A 26,336-nucleotide genomic window follows, 5' to 3' on the forward strand; every position below is an offset into this window, starting at 1 on the left:
AAAATAGAGCCGTATTTTAAAGCGCTCGCGATACATCTGGAATGAGATTCCGGTATGATAATACTGGTTGAATGACCATCTACAGATATGAGTAAGAAAGAAATCGTTCTGAATATTGTAAACAGCATAAAAAAGGGGGTGGGGAAACGGAATGTGTTGTTCTCACATTATAGAGGCATCCATGTAGATGCTAAATCAGGCGGCAATATTAAATTCGATTCTTCAGATTTTGATACACACTATTTGGGGTTTATTTCTCAAGGACAACATAGGATGATTGAAAATATATTGAGTGATTGTCCACAAACGAATGATGGTGGTTATAGAATCCACACTGAATCTAAACGCAAGGGTATTGCTCGAAGAGCGATTCTTGTGATGGTTCTAATAAAGATTAGGAACACCGTCTATCTATCTTTCCTTTTTATTTTTATTTTAGTATCTTTGCTAGTGCTCTCCTTTGGGGCGAATATTGTAAGCGAGCTAGCCGGAAGTCTCTTCTGAGTTCTCTAAAATATCTCTTATCTTATCGCGTACGTCTGGTGGCTTCAATATATTATTTTGTCTCCCAGCCCTTGTGTAAAACCGCCCTTGGACGGTGACCGGAAGTTCATCAAACTCACTGACTTTAATAACAACAATATCATCTCCATCGATCTTACATGATGTCTTCCGCAGAAGTAGGTCGTCTGGCCGCTCAATATACTCAAATATTTCAGAATAGACGATTTCATCAACTAATGTTGGTTCAGTTAATCCAGCGACTTCTCCTGACTTTGTTACACCAACAGTGATGTATCCNGATGTATCCACCACCGATATTTGCCATTGCACCTGCTGTAATCGCTAACTCTTGGTCTGCAGAGGCACTTGGAAAAAATTCATTCTGTTCACCTGGCTCTCTGGAGATGAGATCTTTAACTTCCTCAGAAGAGAGGTTAAACGGTTCAGTTTCTAGGAGATCCGTCACAAGGATTCACCTCCTCTTTTTTCCTTATACTCTTCAATTGTTCTCTTTACAGGATAATTAACCGAGAAACCTTCCTCTTGTAGCATGCTTCTTATTTCTTTGAAGAATGATGTTGGTGGATATTTGTGATCTGGATTCAATTCGTGCCATTCACTATGGAGTTGGCATATTCTGTCAACGAATTTAATGGATAATACCACTCGTTCAATATCCGTTAAATCGTTCATTTCATCTGTTATCTTCACATGGATCTTGTCGTGTGACAAACTGGCACGGATGTGGTGATCACCAGCCAAGAAGTGACCTCCAACCATCTGTAGGCTCTTGCCAGTGAGAATTCCTTCTAAAATAGGTGCAGATCGAAGAAGGTTCTTTGATCCAGAGATACTATTGAATTCGCCAAAGTTATCTTCCGAACCACTGACTTTCGCATCAGTAAGTTGCCTTATGCTTAGATAGTCAAGTCCCTCCCCATTATAGTGCTGATATAATAACCATAATAGAAAGTCTGGCTCAAACACAATTGAGTTTAGTTTTTCTGGATATAGGCTTTCTTGAATTCTATTCTTAAGTTTAGTAGTCGTTTTCGTATCACCACGAACGAACAGGTATCCAGATGAAGAGTAGAGATCAGCCGTCTTCCTCTCTGGAATATCGACTGTTCTTAATTCTCCATCCACATATGCATCTGCTTTTATAAGATTTTCATATGAATATCTGTAAGCCTCTGTCTCTGATAACCAAGATTCATCTATATCGAGGATACGAGGGGATCGCAAGTAATAGTCACGAAGGTTAATCTGCTCGAATCCATCACCTGGTGTTTCTGGATTGTATTCTGGCAAAAAATTCCCTATATTCCCCTCTAATTCTTCTGGTATGTCAAATAATTCGGTGAATATCAAATACCCCTCGTATGAAAACCTTTCTTCCTTTTCCATACTCCACTTTACTTCTGATATGTTTATAATGGTAACGTCATTCCGGCCAAATGCCAGTTTTTTCACGACAAATAAATTGTGACCATAAGCGGGTGCATCAGTGGTAGTTATGGTTCGATACGAGATGTCCGTGAATCCACTCTTCGAGGACAATCGACTACTTCGAGTGTAATTCCTCTACTCTGCCGATCAGTTTCTGATTGAATTCGTCTCCATTACGTCCCTGGTGGACCCGTTGATGACAGTTTGGACATAGTGCGATCACATTCTTTGGGTGGTCTGCCCCACCGTCACTGCGTCGGCGAAGATGGTGCACCTCGAGGAAGGGTTCTCCATCGGCAGTAAGAAACGGAGCATCGTCGCCACAGCCTTGACAGACACCGTCAGCGACTCGAAGCGCGTATTTCCTAACGACCTCCGATCGCGGATACGTGGTGCGAGATTGTGATTCGCTTGTCGTTCGGCCTTCGCCGTTCACACTTGCCTCGGCTTGATCGTATAGCTCGTCCACGGAGATATCATCCAGGCTCGTGACCCCAGTATCGATTTCTACACCACCAGCGGGGACGAGTTCGAATCGAACTGCATCGCGCATATTGTCGCTCCGGTCTGGGAGACGCGTCCAGTAATGATCCTCATATTCGAACTGGCCGACGTAGGACACTTCCCACGCGCCTTCGCCGCTTTCGAAGACATGGATCTTGTCATTATTTTCTGCGTGATCCCGGATAGCTGCGTTTCCGGCGTCCATCTCCATATCTCCATCCCGCCCTTCTCCGGTATAGAGTAGCCTCCCATCATCGAGGAGTTCGTCATCGTACCCGTGCCATTCCCCGGATTCGCCGAAAAAGATGAATACGTACGGATGATCCGCACACGGTGCGATTCCACTATATCTGTTTCCGCCGAACTTTTCGTGAATATCCTCGACCCGGTGGTATGCCTGCCCAATCTCGAACGGAAGTCCTTCCATAGACCTCCACTCGGTTCACTGAACTTCATACTTTCCTGTCGGGTTCATCCTATGGCAGAATCTTCGACTATGTCCTCGAAGCCGGTCTTCGCGGACAATTCACTCCGAGATTGGGGCCGATTTCCGTACTGATAACCCCATTCTTCATGGTTTGTTGGGCTAAAACTGAGGATCGAGGACAGCGATGAGGCTGAAACCTTACCCGCAACGCGAAGGGAAGCGCGTATGGTTGAGTGAAGATGAACTGCAGGCTGTGATCGACAAGGCGGAAGATAACCGCCAAATGATCGCGTTCCTGCTCGCCGGTCGATGTGGACTCCGCCGCTGTGAGATCGTCCAGATAACGCCTGCCGATGTCGTCGAGACGCCGACCGGGACGCACCTGCGCGTCTGGGAGGACGTTGCGAAACAGGAACACTACCGCGAGCCACCGGTCCCCGATCAGCTGGCGACGTACATCGACGCCCACACCGACGCCGCCGGAATCGCACCGGACGAGTCGATCGTTGACGTTACCGACAAGACGGTCTACCGCTGGGTACAGCGAGCTGCCGAACGACTCCACGCCGAGAGCGGAGATCGCGGCTGGTCATTCCTCGACGTCCACGACCTTCGGCGGACATGGGGGACGAATCTGCTCGAACAGGGCGTACTTCCGTCGGTCGTGATGGACTGGGGCGGATGGGACGACTGGGAGACGTTCCGGCGGCACTATCTCGGTGAGTTCTCGCCGGAGGCGATTCGGCGGGAGCGTGGGAAAGTAAATTATTTGTCTAAACCTGGCAGAGAAAGTAGGGAAAAGAATGGTCCCGATTCTCTTATTACAAACTCAATCTGACGAGCATATACTGGACTATATTATCAATATCAGCTAGTGTTTTATGTGAGTTCACCTCATACACGGCAGATATGACAGATGAAAGTTTTGTTGAAGACCAATATACATATGATGGGTGGTTAGTTTTTAATGAGTTATTTAATACTGAAGTAGTATCTGACGGTGTAACTATTGAAGATGTTATTGGATCTTTTCCCCTGTATGAAGGTGGTTCTCCGAATGATCCAGATGCTGGGTTTGAGCGAACAAATCTTCCAAGCATGTTTCAGAACCTGAGTGAGATCGGGACTGATTTCCAAGATTTTGCCAATAGTATCAGGTCTTTCAAATATGTCGATGAAGATTGGGTGGAAGAGTGGGGATATGATGAAAATGCTAATGAACAGATATTTTACAAGGATTATCATGATGAAGTAGACATATTTTGGGATTCAGATAGCCAGATTATGATGTTCCGGGGGGACAAACAGCTTTTAGGACGCAAACGCGAGTCGCTTCAAGCAGGCCTGTCAGGTTCACTCTATCTAGATCCGGTTAATTTCAACTTTGATTTCTTCTTGTGGGTGCTATATAAAAAATACAACAAAGAAGACCTAAGCTCTGATCTTCGAGTGAGAAAACTCACTCGTGGGAAAACAATCGGTGAACATGAAGATAATTTGGGGAAGAGGGTACGAGTAGAGGGATCTGAGAACATTCTCCGATCACTTATGCTGATTGCTCCTGTTTTGGCTGGGAAAAAGATTCAAGCAATTCAGGGAAGCTTCCTCATGGGCAAGCACAAAGTGAATGCGGAAATCGAGCATGGTGGAAAAGTCCATATAAAGGTTTCCGATAGTCCTCTCAGTGGTCTCAGCCATCTTAGAAGGATGGGAATAGCCCTTCAATTTTTGACAGAGTTGATTAGATTGTACAATGTCTGGGAGGGCTTACCAAGCAACGATCGTTATCCGCCACCGTCGTTCTTCGACGACTTAAGCAATGTTGCTGAAGAAGAAGGCTGGGATCACCAATATGATCCTGAGAATATCAAAGAGGAATATCGTGGCAAACGAGAAGATTAGGTATACGGGTGTTAAACCCTGAAACACCACATAATTAAGTATCCAGACGCAAACTATAGATAAGGAAAAGCTGAGCGATCCACGCCACTCCGACCATGTCAAGTAGCAAACTCGGCCGATCAGAAAACCTTGACCGGTTCTGGTCGGAGCAGTTGCTAGCTCAGCGAGAGACGAACGTCCACATTGAATCTGTAACTCGAGAAAATATCCGATCCCTACAAGAAGTAAAACGCTACCCATACGAAGGCCAGTTAAAACTCTCTGGTACCTTCAGCTATGATCTTCCCGGTCGCCGTGGAGGCAGCCACACTGTGCGAGGCGATTACGAATATAGGACGGCATCAGGGTTATTTTTGTTGAACACCCAGACAGATCGTCCTCGTGCAAGAGAGGTGTTTGATGATATTAACAATTTCATTTCTGAGTCAGCAGAAATCTATGATTCGCTATCCCTCGATCGCCGCTCTATTTGGGAGTTTTTAGACAATGCAGATGTGATAGACAAGCTTGTAGTCCGAGCTCCAGAGGGTCAGTATGACGCTACATTGTTACCCCAATTAGTCGGCAGAGAAGACCCGATTACCACAATCGAAGAAAGTGATCTCTCCTCTTTTGAAAAAGAGGCACTTATTTCCGTAGTCAACAAGCACGATCTGCCAGAAAGCTTGGAATCTATCCATGAATTAGACATTGACTGGTTTGAGACTTCTATTGAAGAATTTAAGGCTGGATTTTGGTATAATAAAGAACTGGCTGAGATTTCATTCAAGCGTGGCTCGTTACAGCTTGATGCAGATATTGATATAGCAAAAGAATATCTGCTACAACTGTTTGAACGAGACGTACTATTTCAGTCGAATGATCACGAACTGTGATCGAGGATATTTTAGATTGTATCGGGATTAATATCGGCCCACACGCTTCCTCTGTGGCCTTTGCTGTTTTTTTGTATCTCATAATAATAGTATCTTACGTCTGTGTTTGGTATTTACTCGAACCAGTTAGTAGTTTCAATGAATTTGATTATGAGGTTAGAGGATTTATAAGGCATTACAGAGAGACTAGCTGGTGGTGGTTAACCACGTTCTTTGCATCCATAATTGGCCTTGTTATTGGTAATGTGGAAACCTTTTGGACCAGTATGCTTATACTTGGGGTGTTTTTCACCCCATCTGGTTATTACTTTTATAGAAATTCCCCATTCAATCTGAATTGCGATTATAAACCGACAATAGTGTCTGGCATAGATTCATACAGTGAGGAAAAACAGAATATTGCCTATCCAGACGAGAATGGAAAATACTCTTTAAATATAGATGTAACTACTGGGTCTCATATAGACGAGTTCCAGATGGATTTAAAGGTGCCTGATGGAGTAAACCCAGGATCAATCCAGACGACGGTTTCTGAAGCAGAACTAGTTGATAAGGCTACGATAAAAGGTCGTTCTCCCCCAGGGCGAGATAGTTTTCTTCTTACCCTCTTCTTAGAAGAGGCATCTGGAGTTGGTCCAGAAGGTAGGTTCATTATATTTTTCGATGAGGGCGGAAATAGAGAACTACTGAAAGTTCGTTTGATGCCTTCACCACAGGATTAGTGTTTAATTGGGGTAGTCACCTTCTCGAGTGGCAGTCCCTCAGCAGAATTCTTGGATTCCAATCAACTATGTAGAGTTTGAGCGGATGGCTTTGGCCGATTCTCGACATCAAGTTCTCCATCCAGATATTCCTGCCCCTCCCACGTGATTTCGTACATATTACTGTCTTCGAAGATAGGGGCAACCAACCCAACCTGAGAAAGGAGCTGGCAACGTTCTTCAACCCGCCCACGTGATGCAGTGAGTTTGACGGCCTGAGACATATGCCGCGGTGTCGACCACGAATCCTCCGAGAGATGCTCAAGAATCCGTTCATCAAGCGAACACATCCAGCAGGCGGGCTTTCGGCTCATTAGGGTTGGGTGGTTCCACTGGCGCTCGGTCCATCTCTCGAGTCGCCGCCGTTGAGGTAGGTCTCGTTTTCGGCGTCGTACTCTTCACGGAGGTAGGCTTCTCCCCTCTCTGTGATGACGTATGCACCGTTTCCGATCGGAGTCAGCATTCCATGCTCTGCGAGCTTTTTGCACCGTCGAGAGACATGTGCGTTCGAGACTCGGATGCTCTCACTATCGGTTAGTTCTCCAACTGTCGCTCCGTCGTTTTCGCGGAGGTACTCGAGGATGCGATCATCCCAGATCGTCATCCATGTCCCCGACTCTCTCATTACCTCCTCTTAGTACGACATTCCCCTTTTTGTTTGGAATTATGCTTAATAGGAGTGGTACTCCTTATCAGTTCCATCGTTACATATATGTAATCAGCGTTCTTTGGGCCAATCACGGAGCTACCAACTCGGCTGAAGATGACTCTTGTTGGTATGTGAGACCGGGCGGCGTTGGCGCGCCGCCCAGAAGGTAGCTCCGGAATCCACAATGAATTGCGGAACTCACGTGGGGTCAGCGCCCCACGAACGGCAAGAGACATCGATAGCCAAAAGGTCTGACGCTCGCTGCGCCTGCGGTGCTCGAGCGGACGGCTACGACGCTCGGAGCAACGAACCGGTCTGTCGCTCCTGTGCGCACCTCCGAGCTGACGGTGGCCCTGCATCGGGCTCGCCTGAAGGTCGGCAGCAAGCGAACGAACTCGCTGAGGACTACGAAGCCGAGCCCGAACTGGTCGCTGACGGCGGCATCGCCTGGGGCGACCTCTCCGGGTTCCAGCGCGATATTCTCGAGGCGATCGCTGGACTCGAGTCGGTCGGAAAGGACCCCTACGGGCTCGCGATCAAAGACGACCTTCAGGAATACTACGGCGAGATCGGTCACAGCCGGCTGTACCAGAACCTCGATAGACTGATCGACGACGATCTCCTCGAGCGCGACGAACTCGACGGTCGGACGAACAGCTACACGCTGACGGCCGACGCCGAGGCGATGCTTGGGGAGAGCGTTCACCGACGCGCGGACGCCTGCGGGATCGAGATCGCCGCGACCGACGGAGGTGAGGAGGCGTGATCGAAGTCACGGCACTCTCCGACGAGGAGATCGAGGCCGTTGTCAACACCCGCGGGTTCCAGAAGATGCTCGCCTACCGGCGACTCTCTGACGGGATCGACGTGCTCGAGGACGAAGACCAGATCTTCGAGTCGATGGTCGCCTCGATCACAAAGCAGCATTCGCAGGTCCGCTCGGAGGAAAGCACGCGCGAGTTCTTCCGCCTGTTCCGCGACGAAGTCGCGACGTTCACCGAAGGGCTCGCAGACGAGGAACACGCCGCCGATCGAAGCGACCTCGAGGACCTGATCGTTGAGGACGGTGATGGCGATGCGTGACGACCCCGAGACGGTCACCTGCAAGACCTGCGGCGCGACCGCGTGGCGAACCACCTGGGGTTCGACAAACACGACCTGCTACCGCTGTAGCGAGTGTCATTCCGGTGGTCACATCGTCTACACCGATGACGGCAGAGAACTCCGGCGCGGTGGCGTCTTCTGCAAACTCCAGAACTACGCGACACGGAGAGTAACAGCATGAGCGACGACGACGCGATCTCGATCACAACCGAACTCACGCGAGGCACGTCGACCGACGATCGCGACAAGATCCGCGCCGAGGTGAGCGCCGAGTCCGTCGACGAACTCGAGGACAAACTCGAGCGTGTCCGCCGGCAGCTGGAGGATTGGGCCGACGAGGTCCGGAACATTCAGCCGGAGAACTCTCAAGGGCGTCGCCGGCTCGCCGACGATCAGTCTGAACTCGGGGAGATGGAAGCATGAACGATCAACATTCCACCGATCCAGATCACTGTCGAGAGTGTGGCCAGGACCTCGGTGCTGGCTACCTCTGTGACGACTGTGATACCGTAGAGGTACTCGAGTCATGATCCGTGATGAGTACCTGCGGCGTCTCGTCGACGCGGCTCACGTCGACCTGTATCTGTCCGCTGTTGACGGGGCTCGTATCTACTGGCCATGGCGGATGCAGCCCGTCCACGAAGCGAGCGAGCGCCATCGCAACGCCTGTGAGAGCTACGTCGTTGACTCATCGTTCAAGGACGAGTCGATCACTAACGAGGACGCACTCGATACGGCGTACGCGATGGACGCAGAGATGGTCGTTCTCGCTGATGTCTGGCACGACAAGGACGAGACGGTCACCGCGATCCTCGAGGGGATCGAACTCTACGACGACCACCCGTACGACGGGAAGGTAATCGCTCCGCTCCAACCGCCACACGACGAGTGTTTCCTCGAACTCGAGGGGCAGGTCGACGTGTACGCTGTCGGCGGTGTGAAAGACGCTGGCAATGAAACGCGAATCGAGGCCGCACGGTGCGTTCGAGATGTCGCTGGTGCTGATGTCCACCTGCACGGACTCGGGTACGGCGCAACGGATGCGATAGCCGAAGCGATCCGAACGGATCCTAAACTGCTCGATTCGATCGACTACTCGACGCCGATCCAAAGCGCCAACGGGACCGATGTCGCACCAGGGAAAGAGCGGATGTCGGTCGTCGCCGCACGCGCTGCCGCTCAGCTGGTCGAGGATCTTCGGAAGTTCTCGCCCTACGCGGAACAACCGCAACCGGAGGATCTTCGTGGAGAAGCCCAGTCCGGTCTCGATGAGGTAGCTGTCCGAACCGACGGAGGTGGCCGATGAGCGACGACCTCGAGCCGATCTCGCCCCGAGAGGCGGTCGACCTCTACGTCTCACACCGCGAACTCGAGATCAGCGCGAAGACGCTGCAGAACCACAAGTACCGTCTGAATGCCTTCGTCGAGTGGTGCAACGAGGTTGGAATCGACAACCTCAACGAACTCACCGGCCGGGATCTTCACCGCTACCGGGTGTGGCGACAACAGGACGTGAACATCGTCACGCTCCGCGGGCAGCTCGCAACGCTGCGCGTGTTCCTCGAGTTCTGTGCGTCCATCGATGCCGTCGAACCGGGGATGCGCGAGCGAGTGAAGCTGCCGGACGTCGACCGCGGTGATGAAGCGCGCGACGAGATGCTCGACGCCGATCGTGCCCACAAGATCATCGGCTACCTCGAGCGGTACAAGCGCGCGAGCCGCGAGCACGTGATCATGGCGATCCTCTGGCACACGGGGATCCGCCTCGGAAGTCTTCGAGCAGTGGATCTCGAGGACTACGAGCCCGGGGACCAGTGCTTCTGGCTCCGCCACCGGCCAGATACTGACACGCCGCTCAAGAATCAGGAGCCGGCCGAGCGGGCGATCGCACTCGACGACTACTACTGCGATGTCCTCGACGAGTACATCCGCTTCCACCGCCACGATGTCGTGGACGACCACGGCCGCGAGCCGCTGGTAACGAGCGATCAGGGCCGGCTGAGTTCCGGCCAGATCCGGTCGGAGGTATATCGACTTACACAGCCCTGCATGATCGAGGGGTGTCCCCACGACCGTGATCCGAACGACTGCGAAGCCACGGAGTATGGGCACTACTACGACTGCCCGAGCAGTCTCTCGCCGCACACGATCCGGCGCGGGGCGATCACGTACCAGCTCCGCGAGGACATCCCCGAGAAAATCGTCAGCGACCGCTGTGACGTGTCCTCGGAAGTTCTCGATCGCCACTACGACCGCCGTACAGACCGTGAGAAGATGGAACAGCGACGCGACTTCATCGAAGACCTATAACAGGAACATGACTCTCAAGCAAGCCGCTGTCAGCACTGTCGTATCGATAGCCGTCAGAACACCCTTAGGGAACGGAATTCAGCAAGTAGAAGGCCTGAAACGAAAAATTTCGAGTGGACTCGCCGGGATTTGAACCCGGGGCCTCTCCCATGCCAAGGGAGTGATCTACCCCTGATCTACGAGCCCTCGTACGCATCCTATAGTTTCCGTCGGGAATAGATAAACCCCTCGAATTCCTCGAGTCCCCGTCACGGTCCCACATTCTCGTCGCCACGCCGCGACCCCGACTCGAGTCTGCCAGTGTGTCTACAATATAACGAGCCGGTCGCCACCGTCAGTCTCGAGGCCCGATGGGGCACAGGGGCCCTGTGCTGCCGACTCGACGAAGCGCGTCGGCTCTGAGACCCACAGCAGTGACACACAACAGCCGCTCGCCGAGGGAACTCGCGGAAATCCGAGCGGCTTTGCGAACGCTTTTTCCGGACACCCCGACGAAATCCGACGATGGCCGGGGATCAGGAGCGAGCACACAGCCGAGACGACGTGCGCGACACCTACGACCGGATCGCGACACACTTCGCGTCCACGCGGGAGTACGCGTGGCCCGAAGTCGAATCCTTCGTCACGAGTGCGACCGACCGCGAGAGCAGCGGCGTCGGGCTCGATCTCGGCTGTGGGAATTGTCGACACGCCGAACTCCTCGCTGCCGACTGCGAGTCCGTCGTCGGCCTCGACGTCAGCCGCGGGCTGATCGAGACGGGGCGAACCCGTGCGCTCGAGCGCGAGTTCGACGTCGAACTGGTACAGGGCGATGCGGCGAGCCTACCACTGGCCGACGACGCGATCGACGTCGCGGTCTACGTTGCGACGCTGCATCACCTGCCGACGCGGGCCGCCCGCCGAGCCAGTTTAGACGAACTCGCGCGGGTGCTGTCGCCGGACGGCCGCGCGCTGGTCAGTGCGTGGTCGACCGCCCACGACCGGTTCGACGCGACCGAGGGGTTCGATACGACGGTCGAGTGGACCCTCCCCGGCGGCGAACCGGTCGACCGCTTCTACCACATCTACGCACCCGACGAGTTCGAGGCCGATCTCGAAGACAGCAATCTTGAACTCCGCGAGTGGGAACTCTCGAGTGGCAACTGTTACGCGACGGTGGCGGGCGACGACCGATCACGGGGTCGGTAGCGCGCTGGGTCGCGGCCGGTGTGGGCTCCGCGCGCGGCGTCGACCGCTCGCTCGAGCGGGGTTCCGCTGTGTCGTTTCGGTGTCCGTACCGCTGATGGCCACGGGACGTGTTGGTCTTCCCGGCGAGAACCAATCCCAATCACCATTGGAAAGAATTTTCGCGTTTTAGCCCAGTTACGCACCGAATCTCCGGCCGAGTATCAGTCACTGAGAACGGAGTAAAATGGAATGAAACGTCCGGAATGGAATGGAATGGTCTGAAGAACGTCCGGCTTTTATGATCGTCTCGCCGCCAGCACCGGATGCGCTATGACGCGTCTCACCCGACGTTCGGCACTGAAGGCCGCAGGCGCATCGCTTGCCGCAGCTACCGTTCCCGCGACGGTTTCCGCCGCCGAGTCCGACTGGACGGTCGTCGAGACCCCGGTCGACAGCACGATCCACGACGTCGCCTACACGGCGACGAACCCGCACGCGGTCGCGGGCGGTGGGCTGGCCATCGAACGCACCGCCAACGGCTGGGAGGTCGTCCTCCAGGGCGGACCCACCGGCAACGGCAACGACCTCTACGGCGTCGACACCACCGACGACGGCGAGCGCCTCTGGCTCGTCGGCTCGAGCGGCGCGATCGGTGAGTACGACGTGACGACTGGCAACCTGATCGACCGCTCGGCACCCAACGACTACACGGCGAACTTCAACGACATCGCCGTCACCGGAACCGCGGGCGAGGCCGACGTGTACGTGGCCGACGATTCCGGTGCCGTCCACTACAGCTTCGATAACGGCAAGGAAGGGACCTGGAACTACGAGGTGCCGGGCAGCGGCTCCGGATTGAACGCCATCGAATTCTACGCCGACGGCGCGGGCCACGTCATCGACACCAACGGGAAGGTCTTCGCCACCGACGACGGCGTCACCTGGAACCCGATCGGTATCGAGGACGCCGGCGTCACCTACTACGGCCTCGACAGCGACGCCGCGGACGACGTCTACGTCAGCGGCGGTAACGCGTCCGTCTTCGACTACACCGGCAGTCGCTGGATCCCCGAGAGTCTCGGCGACGCGGCCCTCTTCGACATCGAGACCGACGCCGGCACCGGCTACACGGTCGGCAGCGGCGGCGCGGTCTTCGAACTCGAGGACGGCAAGTGGGTTCAGAACACGACGCCGGTCGGCGAGAACCTCCAAGCCGTCGCCACCGGTTCCGTCGACATCGTGGTCGGCTCCTCAGGTGCCCTGCTCGAGCGATAGCGTTTCCGATCGCCGACCTGTCGCAGACATCTCGTAGTCGCACCCATCCGTCCACGACTCGATGCGACGCCATTTTTTGCCGCGAACCGCTCACCGATACCGACCGAATCGCGAGCGGGGACTCGAGTGGAAAAGGAAGAGCCTTAAACGTGGGACGAAAACCCGAAGATGCGCGCGGATGGTCTAGTGGTAGGACCTGAGCCTTCCAAGCTCATGGCCCGGGTTCAAATCCCGGTCCGCGCACTTTTCGACGAGCGCACGCGAGGAGAAAATGCGCGAGAGGGATTTGAAGTACGCGAGTCGCAGCACCCGAGCGACGCGAGGATGATCGTCTCGCAGTCGGGTTCAAATCCCGGTCTGCGCACTCCACAGCCTGTTCTCCGTTGATTTCCGGCTTTCCAGCAATGACCCGACTATGCCGACCCCTTTGGTGTCACTGAACTGGGACGGAGCCGTGCCGAAGCCGACGCGGAACGGCCCGATCCGTGCATTGTAGTGGCTCGCTCGCCAAGCGCTCCCGTGGAGTACGAACTGCTCGAGTGGCCGCCCGATGGCCCCAAACTCCGACTCGATCACGAACGGTTCAGCTACGCCGGGAAGTTCGTTATGACGAACACGGGGAAGGCGGTGGCTCGAGCCGAGGACGGCCGGATCGTCGCGGCCGTCGCGTTCAACGAGGACCGCACCGACGGCGACACGCTGTGGCTGCGCTACGTGACCGTCGAGCGCGAGCGCCGTGGCGAGGGGATCGGCCCGCGGCTCTGCCGGCTGGTCCGCGATCGGGCCCTCGAGCGCGGCTACGACCGGCTCCGGATCGCCGTCAACAACCCCTTCGCCTACGAGGCGCTCTACCGGAGCGGCTTCGCCTATACCGGCGAGACGACGGGCATCGCCGAACTGATCCTCGAGTATCCGAGCCCAGACTCGAACCTCGACACGGATGGGGACTCAGCCCCGGACGCCGATGCGAACTGGGACGAACGCGAGCGCTATCAGGCGGGACTCGAGGAGTATCGCGACCGCGACCTTTCTGCGGACGAGGAGGAGTTCCTCGAATCGCGGCGTGACAGCGAGCCGCCCGGCCTCGAGTCACGCGACGACTGAGAACCGAGTCGATCGGTCGGCAGAAGGAAAGCACCGTTATCACGTGGAGTGCAGCGACCTGATCCCATGGACGACTCGACTGCGACGAACGGACGTGCCCGCTCAATTACGGGCTCGCCGAGGAGTGCCGAGAGGACCCCATCTTCACGCGAAGGGATCGATCACCGTTCCCGTCCCCTCCCCGGTCGTGTAGTAGTAGCCGTCGTCTTCGGACAGCGTGCCCCAGTCGTTCCAACTTCCCTCATAGTTCCGGACGGTCTCCCATCCGAGCTGTTCCATGACGAACCAGCCGACGGAGCCGCGGACGGCGGTCGAACAGTACGATATCGTCTCTTCGGCCGGATCGAGCCCGGCTTCCTCGAGCCAGAGCTGCTCGAGGTCGTCCGGCGAGCGTAACCGATCGCCGCCGTCGACGAGGTTCTGCGTGAACTCGATGTTTATCGCACCGGTGATGTGGCCGTGGCGACTGACCGCGTCGCTCTTTTGGGTCCCGACGTACTCCGCGGGCGACCGATTATCGACGAGTTGGACATCCGCGCCGTCCTCGCGGACATTGTCGGCGACGCGTTCGCGGGTCGCGATCACGTCCGTCTCGAGTTCGGGGACGTAGCTCGCAGTGGCGGGGTCGGGCGTCCCGGTTTCGGTGTCGCCGCCGGCGTCGTCCCAGACGGGATACCCCCCGTCGAGCAGGGACACAGTTCCGTCGTGACCGATCGCACGAAGCGTGTAGATCGCGTAGGTTTCCCACAGGTTCGATCCCTCGCCGTAGACGACCACGTCGTCGTCGGGCTCGATGCCGATGTCGGCGACGATGTCCGCGATCACCTCCGGTGACGCCTCGTAGCCGTCGGCGGTCTCCTCGTAGTGATCGCGCAGCAGTTCGGTATCCGGAAGCCGGTGTGCCCCGGCGATGTGGCCCGCCGCGAACTCGTCTTCGGCCCTGATATCGAGGAGTTCGACGTCCTCTAAGTATTCATCGAGCCACATACTGTCGACGACCGCCTCGAACTCGTCGGCCGCCGGCGTCGTGTACAGCTCCGGCTCGCGGTCCTGGTTTACTCCGAGACAGCCTGCAAGCGAGAGCCCGCCGACGGCTGTGCCGATCGTCCGGAGGACAGTCCGTCGGCCGTGTGGGCGATTCGAATCCACGTTCAATCACTCATGGTGGTCCGAGCGCAAAAACGCAGTGCAGGGACGACATCCCGAGCGGACTGACGATGGATCCGAGCCGTCCACTCCGGAAGCCAACGATTCAAATCCCGGTCCGCCCAAGTGACCCGCAATGGGAAACGCCGCACTTCGGGACATCGCCGTCATCGAGGAGATTCCCTTCGACGACATCGAGGGGACCGTCGCCGTCGACGCACACAACTGGCTCTACCGCTATCTGACGACGACGGTCAAGTGGACCGACAGCGGGAAATACACGACCGGGGACGGGACTGAGGTCGCCAACCTCGTCGGGATCGTCCAGGGGCTGCCCAAGTTCTTCGAACACGACATCACCCCGGTGATGGTCTTCGACGGCGGCCCCTCCGAACTGAAAGACGACGAGATCGAGTCCCGCCGCGAACAGCGCCGGAGCTACGAGGAACAACTCGAGACCGCCCGCGAGGAGGGCGATTCGGTCGCCATCGCGCAACTCGAGTCCCGCACGCAGCGGCTGACGCCGACGATTCAGGAGACCAGCCGCGAACTGCTGCGACTGCTTGACGTGCCGATCGTCGAAGCGCCGGCGGAGGGCGAGGCCCAAGCCGCCCACATGGTCAAACGGGGCGATGCCGACTACGTGGGATCGGAGGATTACGACGCCCTCCTCTTCGGCTCGCCGCTCACGCTGCGCCAACTGACGAGCAAGGGCGATCCCGAACTGATGGATCTCGAGGCCACGCTGGCCCACCACGACCTGACCCTCGAGCAGTTGATCGACGCGGCGATCCTCATCGGGACGGACTTCAACGAGGGCGTCTCCGGGATCGGGCCGAAGACGGCGATTTCGGCGATCACCGAACACGGCGACCTCTGGAGCGTGCTCGAGGCGCGGGGCGACCACGTCGAGTACGGCGACCGGGTTCGGCAACTGTTCCGCGATCCCGACGTGACCGACGACTACGAGTTCGACGCGAGCGTCGATCCGGACCTCGAGGCGGCGAGGGCCTACGTCACCGACGAGTGGGGCGTCGACGCCGACGAGGTCGCGCGCGGCTTCGAGCGCATCGAGGAGAGCGTCACGCAAACGGGCCTGGACCGATGGACGTGACCGCAGGCGCTCGCGGGCGGCGAGTCCGGACAGCTGATTGCCGGTAGCGCCGGGAGCCAGCAAAATGGTCGCCGGGCGGCAGACCGAAGTCCGGCGGGCCCGTTGCTCCGGTGATGAAATGCTACGAAGTGCAGGAAGCCACGAGTGACTACGAGGGAGTCGTCCGAACCGATCGCAACCGGCCGACGCCCGACGACGACGAGGCGCTCGTCCGGATTCACGCGGCCTCGCTCAACTACCGGGATCTGGCGATCGCGAACGATCAACTCGCCTATCCGGGTGCATCGCTACCGGTCGTCCCGCTCTCGGACGGTGCCGGCGAGGTCGTCGCGGTCGGCGAGGACGTCGATCGGCTCTCGGAGGGCGACCGGGTCGCGACGCCGTTCGCGCCCGACTGGATCGAGGGGGAGGGGACGCGAGCGAAGATGGCGCGGACGACGGGCGGGAACGTCGACGGCGCGCTGGCCGAATACGCGACGTTTTCCGCGGAGAGCCTCGCGGTACTTCCCGAGCACTTCTCCTACCAACAGGGCGCGACGCTGTCGTGTGCCGGCCTGACCGCGTGGCGTGCGCTTGTCGAGGACGGCGACCTCACTGCCGGCGAGAGCGTCCTCGCGCTCGGAACCGGCGGCGTCTCGACGTTCGCGCTCCAGTTCGCGACGATGCAGGGGGCCGAGGTCGTCGTCACCTCCTCGAGCGACGACAAACTCGAGCGCGCTCGCGACCTCGGCGCGGCACAGACGCTCAACTACGAGGAGATCCCGGAGTGGGGCGCGGAGGTTCAACAGCGGACCGACGGCGGCGTCGATCACGTCATCGAAGTCGGCGGTCCGGGAACGCTCGAGCAGTCCCTCGAGGCCGCGGCGGTCAACGGCCACGTCCACCTCATCGGCGTGCTCGCCGGGCAGGACGGGCAGGTACATCCGGGATTGATGCTCCAGAAGGCGCTCACCGTCGAGGGCGTGATGGGCGTCGGCAGCCGCGCGATGTTCGACCGGATGAACCGCGCGATGGCCGCGACCGAGATGGAACCCGTCATCGACCGCGTCTTCGACTTCGAGGACGCCCGCGAGGCCTACCGCTACGTCGAGGCCGGCGACCATCAGGGAAAAGTCGTCATCTCGCTCGAGTGAGTCGGCCGTTCGGTCGTGACAAAGCGGGAAAACGAGGCGAGACCGCTGGTGATTTCGTCGCTACAGGGCCGAGAAGACGAGCCACGGCACGACGAACATCGCCACCGTCAGCACGGCGAGGATCAGTCCGTAGCCGATACCCGTTCCCACCACAGTGAGCCACGCCGGATGGTCGAATTCGCTCAGATCGACAGCCATGTCACGTCCATCCGGCGACGAACGCATAAACGTACCGGAACGGGGGCTCACGGGTTGCATCGGTGGATTCGATCGGGTCCTCGAGCGACCCGGTCGTCCGTCGACTACCGGTAGATGTTCTGATACCGCTCGCGGTACTCCTTGAGGGCGAGTCTGGCCGCGCGTCGCGAACTGAATCCGAAGCCGACCGCCTCGCAGGACTCGTCGTCGCACTCCCATCGGAACGTCTCGGAACCGGGATCCCGCGAGACCGAAACGTCCGTCTCACACAGCGGACAGGTCCATCCCCACCGCATATCGCCGGCATCGATATTCGGGCGATTCATTCTACATCGGGATTGTCGTGACCACTGAAAAGCACGCGCCTCGAGTCGTTCATCGCTTATGACGGGGCGGCGAGAGCGTTCGTTCCCCTCGCGCTCGAGCCGAGCGCGGTTTTCGGACCGTTTTTACCGAGTGAGTCGCTACGAGCACGCAATGACGAAGATCGTCGTGGTGGACAACCACGGACAGTTCACCCACTTGGAGCGCCGGGCGCTGCGCGACCTCGGCGTCGACACGGAACTGATCGACAACGACACGCCGCCCGAAGACATCGACGCCGACGGCGTCGTCCTCTCGGGTGGCCCCGACATGGATCGGATCGGCGCGTCGGCCGCATACCTCGAGGCCGATATCCCGGTTCTCGGCATCTGTCTGGGGATGCAACTGATCGCAGCGGAACTCGGCGGCCGCGTCGGCGGCGGCGAGTACGGCGGCTACGCGGACGTCAGCGTCGACATCGTCGACGACGACGACCCGCTGACCGGTTCGCTACACCCCGAAACCCGGGTCTGGGCGAGCCACGCCGACGAGGTCAAAGAACTGCCCGACGGCTTCGAACTGACCGCGAGAAGCGATGTCTGTGATGTCGAAGCGATGAGCGACACCGACCGCGACCTCTACGGCGTCCAGTGGCACCCCGAGGTCGCTCACACCGAGGAGGGCGACGAGATCTTCGAGAACTTCGTGGCGATCTGCGAATCGCAGTAGTTCCGGTCCCGCCGCGCCGCCGGTTCGACCGCTGGCGGCGGCCGGTGACCGTCTCACCTGCAAGCCGCCCGCTTATTGAAATCAGCGCTGTCCACTCGGACGAGCGCATATGACTATCGACTCAACCGAAGACCTCTTCGTAGACGGCCTGAAACACGCGTATTACACCGAACAGCAACTCGTCGAGGCCCTCGACGAACTCGAGCAGACCGCCTCGAGCGAGGAACTCAAGTCGGGTTTCGCCGAGCACCGCGAGGAGACACAGAATCACGTCGAGCGCATCGAAGACGTGTTCGAGCAACTCGACGCCGACGCGGAGGCCGAGACCGACCCGGTCGTCGACGGGATGATCGAGGCCCACGAGGAGTTCATGGGCAAGGACCCGAGCAACGAGGCGATCGACCGGTTCAACATCGCCGCCGGCCAGAAGTCCGAGCACTACGAGATCGCCGTCTACGGGAACCTCATCCCGATGGCGGACCAGCTCGGCATGGACGATGTCGCGGACACCTTAGAGGAGACGCTGCGGGAGGAGCAGGACGAACTCGACAGCCTCTCCGAAATGGGCGAGCAGTTCGATTACGGCGAGTTGACGGTCTCGGAGTGAGGACAGTCCGACAGCCGGTTTCTTTTTCCGCGGCTCGGAGATCGAACGAACGCTCGAGCAGCGCGACTCGCCACGTCCCCGATTGACCGTCAGTCTCTTGCCCGTCCGCCCGGATGTGGGTGACGATGACAGTCGACACCATCGGCCGGTTCGAACGCGCGCTCGAGGGACTCGAGGTGGGGGTCGAGCGTGTCGCAGCCGCCGAGGCGAGCGAGCGGATCGACGCGGTCGCCGACGCGCCCGCCGTCGGCGCGGCGCTTCCCTACGAGGATGTCTCGCTTCCCAAGGCGGTGACGACCGAGCCGACGACCGCCGAACTCGAGGCGGCACGGACGGGCGTCACTCCGGTCGGGTTCGCCATCGCGGAGTACGGCAGCGTCGCCGTGGAGTCGACGGCCGACGGCGCGGAACCGATCGCCGTCTACCCGGACCGCCACGTCGCGGTCGTCGCGGAGAGCGACGTCGTTCCGAACCTCAGCGCCGGCTTCGACCGGCTTGCGGACGGGTTCGAGGCAGGACGGGACAGCGTCGTCTTTGCGACCGGGCGGAGCGCGACGGCGGACATGGGCGACCTCGTCCACGGCGTCCACGGCCCCGGCGAGGTCCACGTGATCGTCCTGGAGGATCGATAAGATGGCCCAACGAACGCGCTCCGAGCGGGCCGAGCGGATCCGGCACCTGCTCGAGACCGAGGGGCCGGCGATCCACGCGCAGGCGAGCGCCTCGAACGACCGCCGGAAGGAGACCTACGGCGGGACCGACGACCTCGAGGCGTTGCGAGCCGACGCGCGGACGATCAAGGAAGACGCCATCGAGCGACTGCCGGAGTTGATCGAGACGGTCCGGGCGGCCGTCGAAGCCAACGGCGGCACCGTCTACGTGGCGGACGACGCCGCGGACGCGAACGCGTACGTGGCAGACGTGGTCGAGAGCGAGGCCGCGAGCGGTGCCGATATCGACGCGGCAGCCGCGGAGCCGTCGGTCGTCAAATCCAAATCGATGACGACCGAGGAGATCGATCTCAATGACGGACTCGAGGAAGCGGGCATCGACGTCACCGAGACCGACCTCGGAGAGTGGGTGCTGCAGGTCGCCGACGATACGCCCTCGCACATCGTCGGCCCGGCGATGCACCTCGATCGCGGGCAGATCGCCGACCTGTTCAACGAGCGGTTCGACCCCGACGAGCCGTTCGAGACGGCAGAAGAGTTGACCCGGTTCGCCCGCGATCACCTCGGCGAGATCATCACCGAGGCCGACGTGGGGATCACGGGCGCGAACTTCGTCGTCGCCGAGAGCGGGACGATCACGCTCATCACGAACGAGGGCAACGCCCGCAAGTGCGCGGTCACGCCCGACACCCACGTCGCGATCGCGGGCGTGGAGAAACTGATCCCGACGCTGTCGGACCTCGAGCCCTTCGTCGACCTGATCGCCAAGAGCGCGACGGGCCAGCCGATCTCGCAGTACGTGACGATGCTGTCCCCGCCGACCGACTCGCCGACGCTCGATTTCGAGTCGCCGGACGAGCCGATCACTGGCGGCGACGGCCCGGATGCGGCGGACGGCACGGGAGACCCGGACCGCGACTTCCACCTCGTCTTGCTGGACAACGGCCGCACGGACATGCGCGAGGACGACCAACTCCGGGAGACGCTGTACTGCATCCGTTGCGGTGCCTGTTCGAACTCATGTGCGAACTTCCAGTCGGTCGGCGGCCACGGCTTCGGCGGTGAGACCTACTCGGGCGGCATCGCGACCGGCTGGGAGGCCGGCGTCCACGGACAGGACTCGGCGGCCGAGTTCAACGACCTCTGTACCGGCTGTACGAACTGCGTCGACGCCTGTCCGGTGAAGATCGACATCCCGTGGATCAACACCGTCGTCCGGGACCGGATCAACCGCAGCGGCGACACGGAGTCCTATGACTTCCTCGTCGACGGCCTCACGCCCGACGAGGAAGGAAGCGGGCTCGACCCCGGCAAGCGCTTCTTCGGTAACATCGGAACCGTCGCAAAGGCTGCCAGCACGACTGCGCCCGTCTCGAACTGGCTCGCCGACGCCGGCCCGGTCCGTGCGGCCCTCGAGCACACCCTCGGAATCGACCGCCGGCGAGACCTGCCGACGTTCCGGCGCGAATCGCTCGTCGACTGGTTCGAGGAGCGAGGCGGTGAGGCCGCCTCGAGTCAACGAGCAGCGCGGGCCGCTCGAGCCGGCGGGGGCGAGATCGACCGCGAGGTCGTTCTCTACCCGGACGTCTACACGAACTACGTCGACACAGAGCGCGGGAAAGCCGCGGTCAGGACACTCGAGGCGCTGGGCGTCCCGGTTCGGGTTCCGGATCTGCCCGAGAGCGGACGCGCGGCGCTCTCTCAAGGAATGATCGCGACGGCCGACCGGCAGGCCAGCCGACTCTTCGGCGCGCTGGCCGAGGTCCTCGATGCCGGCCGGGACGTGGTCGTCATCGAGCCGTCCGATCTGGCAGCGATGCACCGCGAGTACGAACGCCTGCTCCCCGAGCGGTCGTTCGATCGGCTCCGCGAGAGCAGCTACGAGATCTGCGAGTACATCTACGGCCTGCTCGAGAACGGGGCCGAGCCGTCGGCGCTGTCGACCGGAGCCGGCGCGGAGCCGGTCGCCTACCACTCACACTGCCAGCAGCGCACGCTCGACCTCGAAGCACCCACCGTGGCCGTCCTCGAGCGCTGTGGCTACGCGCCCGAGACCTCCGACGCCGAGTGTTGTGGCATGGCCGGCTCGTTCGGCTACAAGCAGGAGTACTACGACCTCAGCATGGATGTCGGCGAGCGGCTGGCGACGCAGGTCGAGGACGCGGAAACCGTCGTGGCGTCCGGAACGTCGTGTGGCGACCAGCTCGAGGCGCTGCTCGAGCGCGAGGTTCCGCATCCGATCGAGTTGCTCGCACCCGGTCATTCTCGGCGGTAGGGTGCGAAACTCAGGCCCGCACAGTTAGTAGAATGACTTCGTCATCCATCTACGACCATCTCCGCCCGACTGATAGCGACTACGCCGACGAAATCTACCGCGTCGTCGGAACGAGCGGAGAGACCGTGACACTACTCCGTGTCGGGGACGGTGATGGCAGACGAGTCAACACCGGCGACCTCGAGCGGGTCTCAGAGGCCGAACTCGAGGGGTTCGAGCCGGCCGCAAACCCGGACGGAAACCGGCCGTTCGGGGCCGCCGTCGCGTCGAGACTCGAGATGGGGTACTGGTCGCTCCGCGCCTTCGGGCAGCAATTGGTCGCGCGGCCGGTCCCCGCCGCAGTCGCCGGACTGCTCGTCGTCGTGGGTGTCGTCGGCGAACAAATTGGGCCCCTCCCAGAGATCCTGCTCAGCGTGATGATATTCGCCGGTGCCCTCGGGCTCGCAGTCATCGGGAGCGGCCGTTTCCGGTAGATCGGTCTCGTAGCTCGAGCGGGCCGCTCACAGTATAGGAGTACAGCGACTCGAAACGGGACCGCGTGTTATGCCTCGAACAGTTCGTCGACCGCGTGTCGCGCCGCGAGCGCGGCGTCGTCGGCGACCTGTTCGGGGTCGGGATCGGCCTCGTCGTCCTCGGGCGCGTTGAGGTAGACGTCGACCTCGAGGACGCCATCCTCGAAGACGACGGTCACGTCGTAATCGCGCACGGCGGACTGTTTGTACTGTGAAAAGATGACGCCTTCCGCGGCGTCGGCCGCCGTCTGCACGACGGTCTCGTCCGACGGCTCGTCAGTCGGCATTTACGCGCCGCCAGCGCCCGGGCCGCCGGGGCCGGCCGGACCGCCGCCCATGCCGCCACCGCCGAGCATGTCCTCGAGTTCCTCCTGCAGGCTCTCGAACTGGTCCTGAACGCGCTCTTCTTGCTTCTCGAGGGTCTCGAGACGGATCTCGAGCGAGTCGACCTTGTCCTCGAGGTCGTCTTCGGCCTGGTCGTAGTCGGTCTCGACGAGGAGTTCGCCGACGTTTCGGTACATCGTCGTTCCCTCGTCGATGTTCTCGAGTTCGTCGAGGGCGTTCTGGGCCTCGGTGAGACTCGATTCGGCTTCCTGTTTCTGGACGGCGACTTCCTGTGCCGTCTCCTGTAGGTCCTGAAGCTGCTCGATTTTCTCCTGTGCCTCGGGCGGCAGGTTTCCTTGCATATCTCGACCGTCGCCCTCCGGACTGATAAAGACCAGCTTTGTCTTCCGGTCGGCGGCGGAGCCGGCCGCCGGTCGGGTCGCCCTTAGTTCGATCCGCATCCGTCCGTTGCGACCGCGTCGTCGCCGGTTCTCGGCGTCGCGGCGCTGTCGGTCCGGATCACGAGGTAACCCCCGACGAGGAAGAGCGCGCCCCAGAGCAGGAAGGCTCCGTCCCAAAGGATGATCGGACCGGGGCCGGCGGGCCAGACGTGGTGCAGGCCGAGCAGGTGGTGATCGACGATCCCCTCGACGAGGTTGAACACGCCCCAGCCCATGATCACCGCGCCGAACAGCGTCCGCCCGGAGTTCGGGACCGAATGGAACCGCCACGCTCGAGAGAGCAACACGACGCCGGTGATCGTAAACACGTACGTCGCGAGGTGAAAGAGCCCGTCGGCCATCACGTTGAGCTCCAGATCGGTCGCGATACTCGAGTCGGGATACGACGAGAGCATGTGATGGATCTGGAGGATCTGGTGGAAGACGATCCCGTCGAAGAAGCCGCCCAGACCGATCCCGAGCGCGAGTCCGGCGATCACCAGCGGTTTGGCGTCCCGGCGCAGTCCGAGCCACGGTCCCTCCCGTTCGGCCATACTATCGGTTCGGAAACGAGGGTGAAGACCGCGCTGCCTGCCCGTACAGGGTCGGGTCGACGTGATTGTTCGAGATGGACTCAGCTACTTGGACTCGAGAACGGCCGCGCCCACGTCGGCGGTCCGTTCCGCGACATCGATCAGCGAAAACCACGTGTTCAGCGCCGCTCGGAGTGCGATGATGTCGTCGGCGTCGATCTCAATTGAAATGCGAGTTCCCTCCCGGTCGATAGTCGTCTGCGAGCGCTCGTCGTCGATTTCGCCGATTTCGCGGGCGACGCTCTCGGCGACGAGGTCGGCGCGCGACGCGGTCTCGTAGTCGAACTCGAGGGTCGCGTCGTGAGAAGACACGCGCGGTTACTGGACGTCGACTTCCTTGACGTCGCGGCTGCGTTCTTTCAGGAGCACGCGGTGGCCGCAGTAGGGACAGCGGACACCGCCGTACTCGTCGAGCTGGACGTCGCGTTTACAGCGAGAGCATTTGTAACTCATGCGGGACCTGAAGACGCGTTATTCGTCGTCCTCTGCGAGGGCAGCGCGGATGGAGCGCTGGACGGTGCGGCCGGCGGGGGTCTCCGGGCGGTACGCGCCGCCGGTGAAGACCTCGCCGGTCTCCTCGTTCTTCCAGATGCCGGTTCCGACGCGGGTGACGTCGTCGCCGTCAACTTCAGCGTTTTCCATGTCGTCTTCGATCTCGCTGACGCGACGTCGTGCGACGCGGCCGTAGCGGGCACCGAAGCGGCCAGCGCTACCGACCTGTCCTTTCTTGGCCATAGTAGTGCTCACTATCGCCAGCGGATTCTTAAACCTGTTGAGTCGTGACGGCTCCCGCGGGCCGCCGTTCCCCTCGCCGATCCGATCACGACCCGCCGACCCGCTCGGCGACCGGCCACGCCAACAGTTCGAGAAAGACGAGCCCTAGCGCGGCGAGGTAGCCGGCGATCGCAAGCGGCGCGGTAAGCAGTCCCGGGCTGATACTCGGGGCCGCGAGCAGCGTCCGGACCGCGAGACCGCTCGTCGCCAACAGCGGAATCAGGGTCAGGACGGCGTCCGGTCGCTCGAGCATGGCTAATTATATCTAATTACGGCCGTCCCGATAAGGCTCGGACAACCAGCAGCAACTGTCACTGCCATCGGCTCGACACAATATTTGCCTCGAGAGTCTCCCGATCGCGAACTCGATATCGACGGCTAGCGGTCTGTGTCGCTGGCGGAGACGAGCGGCTACTGGAACTCCGCCTCTGCGAGCACGTCGTTGAGGTCGTCTCGAATTCGCTCGCCCATCTCCCGGTCGCGAGCGGTCGTCACGACGCGGTTTTCCTGTACGCTCGAGCCGTCCCGCAAGAGCATGCGAACGTTGCCGCCATCGTCGGCGCGGGTGACCTTCGCGCGCATGCCGGACTGGGAACCCTTGCCGCCGGCGTCGATGGGGCCCGGGATCACCTTCTTGACGTGGGGGTGGTCCGCGACGGCGTGAATGGCCCGCATCCCCGTTCGGCCGCCGATCAGCGTCGAGTGACTGCCGCTGATCTTCTCGGAGGGTGGCGTCTCGACCACGTCGAGCGCGCGGTTCCCGCGGCGCTCGAGGACCGCGGCCACGGGCTCGTCGTCGTCGACGCGGTAGAACGGGTGGTGAACGTCCTCGCGAACGGCGCGAATCACCGCTCGCACGCCGCCGGCGTAGACCTCTTCCGGGCGTTTCCGCCGGATCTCGTCGCCGATCAGCCCCGCGAAGTTTCGGAGCTCGATCGGCTCGTTCTCACCGTCTTCCGGCGTCGTCGTGATCGTCGTCTCGCCGAGCACCTGTTCGTCGGCGTCTCGCTCGCCCGGGTCGTCGGGCTCGCCGGCGAGCATCGTGATGGTCGCCCTGTCGCGTGCCGCCTCGAGGACGATCGCCTCAGTGTTTGCCTCCCGGCAGACCAGACAGAAGTCCCCGGGTTTCTCGAGCGGCGACGTGCAGTGACGACACTCCATATCGAGGCATGGGGCGACACAGGTAAAACAGGCCTGTTTTCGACGGAGACGAGTCACCCCCTCGAGCACGTCGTCGAGGGTCTCCTCGGCCGCCTCCTTGAGGAACATCTCGAGGTCGCCGTCGGACTCGAGGGGACCTGCTCCCGGTCCCGCTCTCGATTGTCGTCTCCCGCGGAGTGGTTGCCGTCCGACATCGATTGGTCATCTACCCCTTGTGAGCCGACCATCTAAATTAGTCGGGTTCTCGAGAGAATCGGGATCGAGAGTGACTGCGATTACAGAATGTCGCCGAGGATAGTTCGAACGGCATCCGTGTCGACGACCT

The 26,336-nt window shown here is 59.9% G+C and carries 36 protein-coding genes and 2 tRNA genes; 22 read left to right on the forward strand and 16 right to left on the reverse strand.

Annotated elements, in window-relative coordinates:
* Nucleotides 1–87 precede the first annotated feature (87 nt).
* Nucleotides 88–504: a hypothetical protein gene (locus tag C489_RS21400; RefSeq protein WP_152423082.1), complete on the forward strand. Its 417-nt coding sequence runs from the start codon at nucleotides 88–90 to the stop codon at nucleotides 502–504.
* On the opposite strand, the gene C489_RS21405 is transcribed toward C489_RS21400, so the two are convergent.
* The 3 genes from C489_RS21405 to C489_RS02050 form a co-directional block, all read right to left on the reverse strand.
* A complete protein-coding gene (locus C489_RS21405; protein ID WP_152423083.1) occupies nucleotides 484–834 on the reverse strand; it encodes an RNA-binding domain-containing protein in 351 nt (116 codons plus the stop codon). The two genes, C489_RS21400 and C489_RS21405, sit on opposite strands and share 21 nt — an antisense overlap.
* A gap of 132 nt (nucleotides 835–966) precedes the next feature.
* On the reverse strand, nucleotides 967–1,911 hold the full coding sequence (locus C489_RS21410) for a hypothetical protein (RefSeq protein ID WP_152423084.1): 945 nt from the start codon (nucleotides 1,909–1,911) through the stop codon (nucleotides 967–969).
* Between the two features lie 157 nt (nucleotides 1,912–2,068).
* Entirely contained in the window at nucleotides 2,069–2,884 is an 816-nt protein-coding gene (locus C489_RS02050) for an HNH endonuclease (protein WP_006429454.1), read from the reverse strand.
* 184 nt (nucleotides 2,885–3,068) lie between these two features.
* Between C489_RS02050 and C489_RS02055 the strand changes: the two genes are divergently transcribed.
* The 4 genes from C489_RS02055 to C489_RS21425 all read left to right on the forward strand — a co-directional run bounded on the left by C489_RS02055 (nucleotide 3,069) and on the right by C489_RS21425 (nucleotide 6,383).
* Complete coding sequence (locus C489_RS02055; protein ID WP_049890506.1) at nucleotides 3,069–3,722, forward strand: tyrosine-type recombinase/integrase; 654 nt, start codon at nucleotides 3,069–3,071, stop codon at nucleotides 3,720–3,722.
* Nucleotides 3,723–3,793: 71 nt separating this feature from the next.
* Nucleotides 3,794–4,786, forward strand: a complete 993-nt coding sequence (locus tag C489_RS21415) for a hypothetical protein (protein ID WP_152423085.1) — start codon at nucleotides 3,794–3,796, stop codon at nucleotides 4,784–4,786.
* A 95-nt stretch (nucleotides 4,787–4,881) separates the two neighbouring features.
* A complete protein-coding gene (locus C489_RS21420) occupies nucleotides 4,882–5,661 on the forward strand; it encodes a hypothetical protein (RefSeq protein WP_152423086.1) in 780 nt (259 codons plus the stop codon).
* Nucleotides 5,658–6,383: a hypothetical protein gene (locus C489_RS21425; protein WP_152423087.1), complete on the forward strand. Its 726-nt coding sequence runs from the start codon at nucleotides 5,658–5,660 to the stop codon at nucleotides 6,381–6,383. Before C489_RS21420 ends, C489_RS21425 begins: the two co-directional genes overlap by 4 nt.
* A 352-nt stretch (nucleotides 6,384–6,735) precedes the next feature.
* Here C489_RS21425 and C489_RS02070 read toward each other — a convergent pair whose 3' ends face one another.
* Nucleotides 6,736–7,047: a winged helix-turn-helix domain-containing protein gene (locus tag C489_RS02070; RefSeq protein WP_049890508.1), complete on the reverse strand. Its 312-nt coding sequence runs from the start codon at nucleotides 7,045–7,047 to the stop codon at nucleotides 6,736–6,738.
* Between the two features lie 208 nt (nucleotides 7,048–7,255).
* Between C489_RS02070 and C489_RS20595 the strand changes: the two genes are divergently transcribed.
* From C489_RS20595 to C489_RS02100, 6 genes are all read left to right on the forward strand, one after another.
* Nucleotides 7,256–7,837 carry a helix-turn-helix transcriptional regulator gene (locus tag C489_RS20595; RefSeq protein ID WP_152423088.1) on the forward strand — a complete coding sequence of 194 codons (582 nt, stop codon included), beginning with the start codon at nucleotides 7,256–7,258 and terminating at the stop codon, nucleotides 7,835–7,837.
* Nucleotides 7,834–8,154 carry a hypothetical protein gene (locus C489_RS02080; protein WP_006429460.1) on the forward strand — a complete coding sequence of 107 codons (321 nt, stop codon included), beginning with the start codon at nucleotides 7,834–7,836 and terminating at the stop codon, nucleotides 8,152–8,154. The genes C489_RS20595 and C489_RS02080 overlap by 4 nt, the downstream gene beginning before the upstream one ends.
* The gene (locus C489_RS02085; protein ID WP_006429461.1) at nucleotides 8,141–8,356 is read left to right on the forward strand and encodes a hypothetical protein; all 216 of its coding nucleotides are present in this window, start codon (nucleotides 8,141–8,143) and stop codon (nucleotides 8,354–8,356) included. Before C489_RS02080 ends, C489_RS02085 begins: the two co-directional genes overlap by 14 nt.
* Nucleotides 8,353–8,598: a DUF7389 domain-containing protein gene (locus C489_RS02090; protein WP_006429462.1), complete on the forward strand. Its 246-nt coding sequence runs from the start codon at nucleotides 8,353–8,355 to the stop codon at nucleotides 8,596–8,598. The genes C489_RS02085 and C489_RS02090 overlap by 4 nt, the downstream gene beginning before the upstream one ends.
* A 103-nt stretch (nucleotides 8,599–8,701) precedes the next feature.
* The gene (locus C489_RS02095) at nucleotides 8,702–9,481 is read left to right on the forward strand and encodes a hypothetical protein (protein WP_006429463.1); all 780 of its coding nucleotides are present in this window, start codon (nucleotides 8,702–8,704) and stop codon (nucleotides 9,479–9,481) included.
* On the forward strand, nucleotides 9,478–10,485 hold the full coding sequence (locus C489_RS02100) for a tyrosine-type recombinase/integrase (RefSeq protein WP_006429464.1): 1,008 nt from the start codon (nucleotides 9,478–9,480) through the stop codon (nucleotides 10,483–10,485). The genes C489_RS02095 and C489_RS02100 overlap by 4 nt, the downstream gene beginning before the upstream one ends.
* 114 nt (nucleotides 10,486–10,599) lie before the next feature.
* Here C489_RS02100 and C489_RS02105 read toward each other — a convergent pair.
* A tRNA-Ala gene (locus C489_RS02105) sits at nucleotides 10,600–10,671 on the reverse strand.
* A gap of 318 nt (nucleotides 10,672–10,989) precedes the next feature.
* On the opposite strand from C489_RS02105, the gene C489_RS02110 reads away from it, so the two are divergent.
* The 4 genes from C489_RS02110 to C489_RS02125 all read left to right on the forward strand — a co-directional run bounded on the left by C489_RS02110 (nucleotide 10,990) and on the right by C489_RS02125 (nucleotide 14,031).
* On the forward strand, nucleotides 10,990–11,673 hold the full coding sequence (locus C489_RS02110) for a class I SAM-dependent methyltransferase (protein WP_006429465.1): 684 nt from the start codon (nucleotides 10,990–10,992) through the stop codon (nucleotides 11,671–11,673).
* Nucleotides 11,674–11,982: 309 nt separating this feature from the next.
* Nucleotides 11,983–12,927 carry a WD40/YVTN/BNR-like repeat-containing protein gene (locus C489_RS02115; RefSeq protein ID WP_006429466.1) on the forward strand — a complete coding sequence of 315 codons (945 nt, stop codon included), beginning with the start codon at nucleotides 11,983–11,985 and terminating at the stop codon, nucleotides 12,925–12,927.
* A gap of 172 nt (nucleotides 12,928–13,099) precedes the next feature.
* Nucleotides 13,100–13,170 (forward strand) — tRNA-Gly (locus tag C489_RS02120).
* 276 nt (nucleotides 13,171–13,446) lie between these two features.
* Nucleotides 13,447–14,031, forward strand: a complete 585-nt coding sequence (locus C489_RS02125; protein ID WP_006429467.1) for a GNAT family N-acetyltransferase — start codon at nucleotides 13,447–13,449, stop codon at nucleotides 14,029–14,031.
* Between the two features lie 144 nt (nucleotides 14,032–14,175).
* On the opposite strand, the gene C489_RS02130 is transcribed toward C489_RS02125, so the two are convergent.
* Nucleotides 14,176–15,180: a sulfurtransferase gene (locus C489_RS02130; protein WP_006429468.1), complete on the reverse strand. Its 1,005-nt coding sequence runs from the start codon at nucleotides 15,178–15,180 to the stop codon at nucleotides 14,176–14,178.
* Between the two features lie 133 nt (nucleotides 15,181–15,313).
* On the opposite strand from C489_RS02130, the gene fen reads away from it, so the two are divergent.
* Both fen and C489_RS02140 read left to right on the forward strand, forming a co-directional pair.
* Complete coding sequence (gene fen / locus C489_RS02135) at nucleotides 15,314–16,291, forward strand: flap endonuclease-1 (protein WP_006429469.1); 978 nt, start codon at nucleotides 15,314–15,316, stop codon at nucleotides 16,289–16,291.
* Between the two features lie 113 nt (nucleotides 16,292–16,404).
* On the forward strand, nucleotides 16,405–17,424 hold the full coding sequence (locus tag C489_RS02140) for a zinc-dependent alcohol dehydrogenase family protein (protein WP_006429470.1): 1,020 nt from the start codon (nucleotides 16,405–16,407) through the stop codon (nucleotides 17,422–17,424).
* A 60-nt stretch (nucleotides 17,425–17,484) separates the two neighbouring features.
* On the opposite strand, the gene C489_RS22025 is transcribed toward C489_RS02140, so the two are convergent.
* Together C489_RS22025 and C489_RS02145 are read right to left on the reverse strand one after the other, a co-directional pair.
* Nucleotides 17,485–17,622, reverse strand: a complete 138-nt coding sequence (locus C489_RS22025) for a hypothetical protein (RefSeq protein ID WP_006429471.1) — start codon at nucleotides 17,620–17,622, stop codon at nucleotides 17,485–17,487.
* Nucleotides 17,623–17,726: 104 nt separating this feature from the next.
* Entirely contained in the window at nucleotides 17,727–17,948 is a 222-nt protein-coding gene (locus C489_RS02145; RefSeq protein ID WP_006429472.1) for a hypothetical protein, read from the reverse strand.
* A gap of 151 nt (nucleotides 17,949–18,099) precedes the next feature.
* On the opposite strand from C489_RS02145, the gene C489_RS02150 reads away from it, so the two are divergent.
* From C489_RS02150 to C489_RS02170, 5 genes are all read left to right on the forward strand, one after another.
* Nucleotides 18,100–18,654: a GMP synthase subunit A gene (locus tag C489_RS02150; RefSeq protein WP_006429473.1), complete on the forward strand. Its 555-nt coding sequence runs from the start codon at nucleotides 18,100–18,102 to the stop codon at nucleotides 18,652–18,654.
* Nucleotides 18,655–18,763: 109 nt separating this feature from the next.
* Complete coding sequence (locus C489_RS02155; protein ID WP_006429474.1) at nucleotides 18,764–19,261, forward strand: YciE/YciF ferroxidase family protein; 498 nt, start codon at nucleotides 18,764–18,766, stop codon at nucleotides 19,259–19,261.
* 125 nt (nucleotides 19,262–19,386) lie between these two features.
* Complete coding sequence (locus C489_RS02160; RefSeq protein WP_049890511.1) at nucleotides 19,387–19,893, forward strand: LUD domain-containing protein; 507 nt, start codon at nucleotides 19,387–19,389, stop codon at nucleotides 19,891–19,893.
* A 1-nt stretch (nucleotide 19,894) separates the two neighbouring features.
* Nucleotides 19,895–22,207, forward strand: coding sequence for an LUD domain-containing protein (locus tag C489_RS02165; RefSeq protein WP_006429476.1), 2,313 nt, complete (start codon nucleotides 19,895–19,897; stop codon nucleotides 22,205–22,207).
* 32 nt (nucleotides 22,208–22,239) lie between these two features.
* The gene (locus tag C489_RS02170) at nucleotides 22,240–22,680 is read left to right on the forward strand and encodes a hypothetical protein (protein ID WP_006429477.1); all 441 of its coding nucleotides are present in this window, start codon (nucleotides 22,240–22,242) and stop codon (nucleotides 22,678–22,680) included.
* A 68-nt stretch (nucleotides 22,681–22,748) separates the two neighbouring features.
* On the opposite strand, the gene C489_RS02175 is transcribed toward C489_RS02170, so the two are convergent.
* From C489_RS02175 to C489_RS02210, 8 genes are all read right to left on the reverse strand, one after another.
* Nucleotides 22,749–23,006 carry a hypothetical protein gene (locus tag C489_RS02175; protein WP_006429478.1) on the reverse strand — a complete coding sequence of 86 codons (258 nt, stop codon included), beginning with the start codon at nucleotides 23,004–23,006 and terminating at the stop codon, nucleotides 22,749–22,751.
* Nucleotides 23,007–23,405, reverse strand: coding sequence for a prefoldin subunit beta (locus tag C489_RS02180; RefSeq protein ID WP_049890512.1), 399 nt, complete (start codon nucleotides 23,403–23,405; stop codon nucleotides 23,007–23,009).
* An 83-nt stretch (nucleotides 23,406–23,488) separates the two neighbouring features.
* Complete coding sequence (locus C489_RS02185) at nucleotides 23,489–24,037, reverse strand: DUF2243 domain-containing protein (RefSeq protein WP_006429480.1); 549 nt, start codon at nucleotides 24,035–24,037, stop codon at nucleotides 23,489–23,491.
* 84 nt (nucleotides 24,038–24,121) lie between these two features.
* Nucleotides 24,122–24,388, reverse strand: coding sequence for a KEOPS complex subunit Pcc1 (locus C489_RS02190; RefSeq protein WP_006429481.1), 267 nt, complete (start codon nucleotides 24,386–24,388; stop codon nucleotides 24,122–24,124).
* A 6-nt stretch (nucleotides 24,389–24,394) separates the two neighbouring features.
* Nucleotides 24,395–24,529, reverse strand: coding sequence for a DNA-directed RNA polymerase subunit P (locus C489_RS02195; protein ID WP_006181151.1), 135 nt, complete (start codon nucleotides 24,527–24,529; stop codon nucleotides 24,395–24,397).
* A gap of 18 nt (nucleotides 24,530–24,547) precedes the next feature.
* A complete protein-coding gene (locus C489_RS02200) occupies nucleotides 24,548–24,811 on the reverse strand; it encodes an eL43 family ribosomal protein (protein WP_006429482.1) in 264 nt (87 codons plus the stop codon).
* Nucleotides 24,812–24,896: 85 nt separating this feature from the next.
* On the reverse strand, nucleotides 24,897–25,103 hold the full coding sequence (locus tag C489_RS02205) for a hypothetical protein (protein ID WP_006429483.1): 207 nt from the start codon (nucleotides 25,101–25,103) through the stop codon (nucleotides 24,897–24,899).
* Nucleotides 25,104–25,261: 158 nt separating this feature from the next.
* Nucleotides 25,262–26,011 (reverse strand): DUF2103 domain-containing protein, encoded by a 750-nt coding sequence (locus tag C489_RS02210; RefSeq protein WP_006429484.1) that lies wholly within the window; start codon nucleotides 26,009–26,011, stop codon nucleotides 25,262–25,264.
* Between the last annotated feature and the right edge of the window lie 325 nt (nucleotides 26,012–26,336).

The organism is Natrinema versiforme JCM 10478 (assembly GCF_000337195.1).
Classification (GTDB): domain Archaea; phylum Halobacteriota; class Halobacteria; order Halobacteriales; family Natrialbaceae; genus Natrinema; species Natrinema versiforme.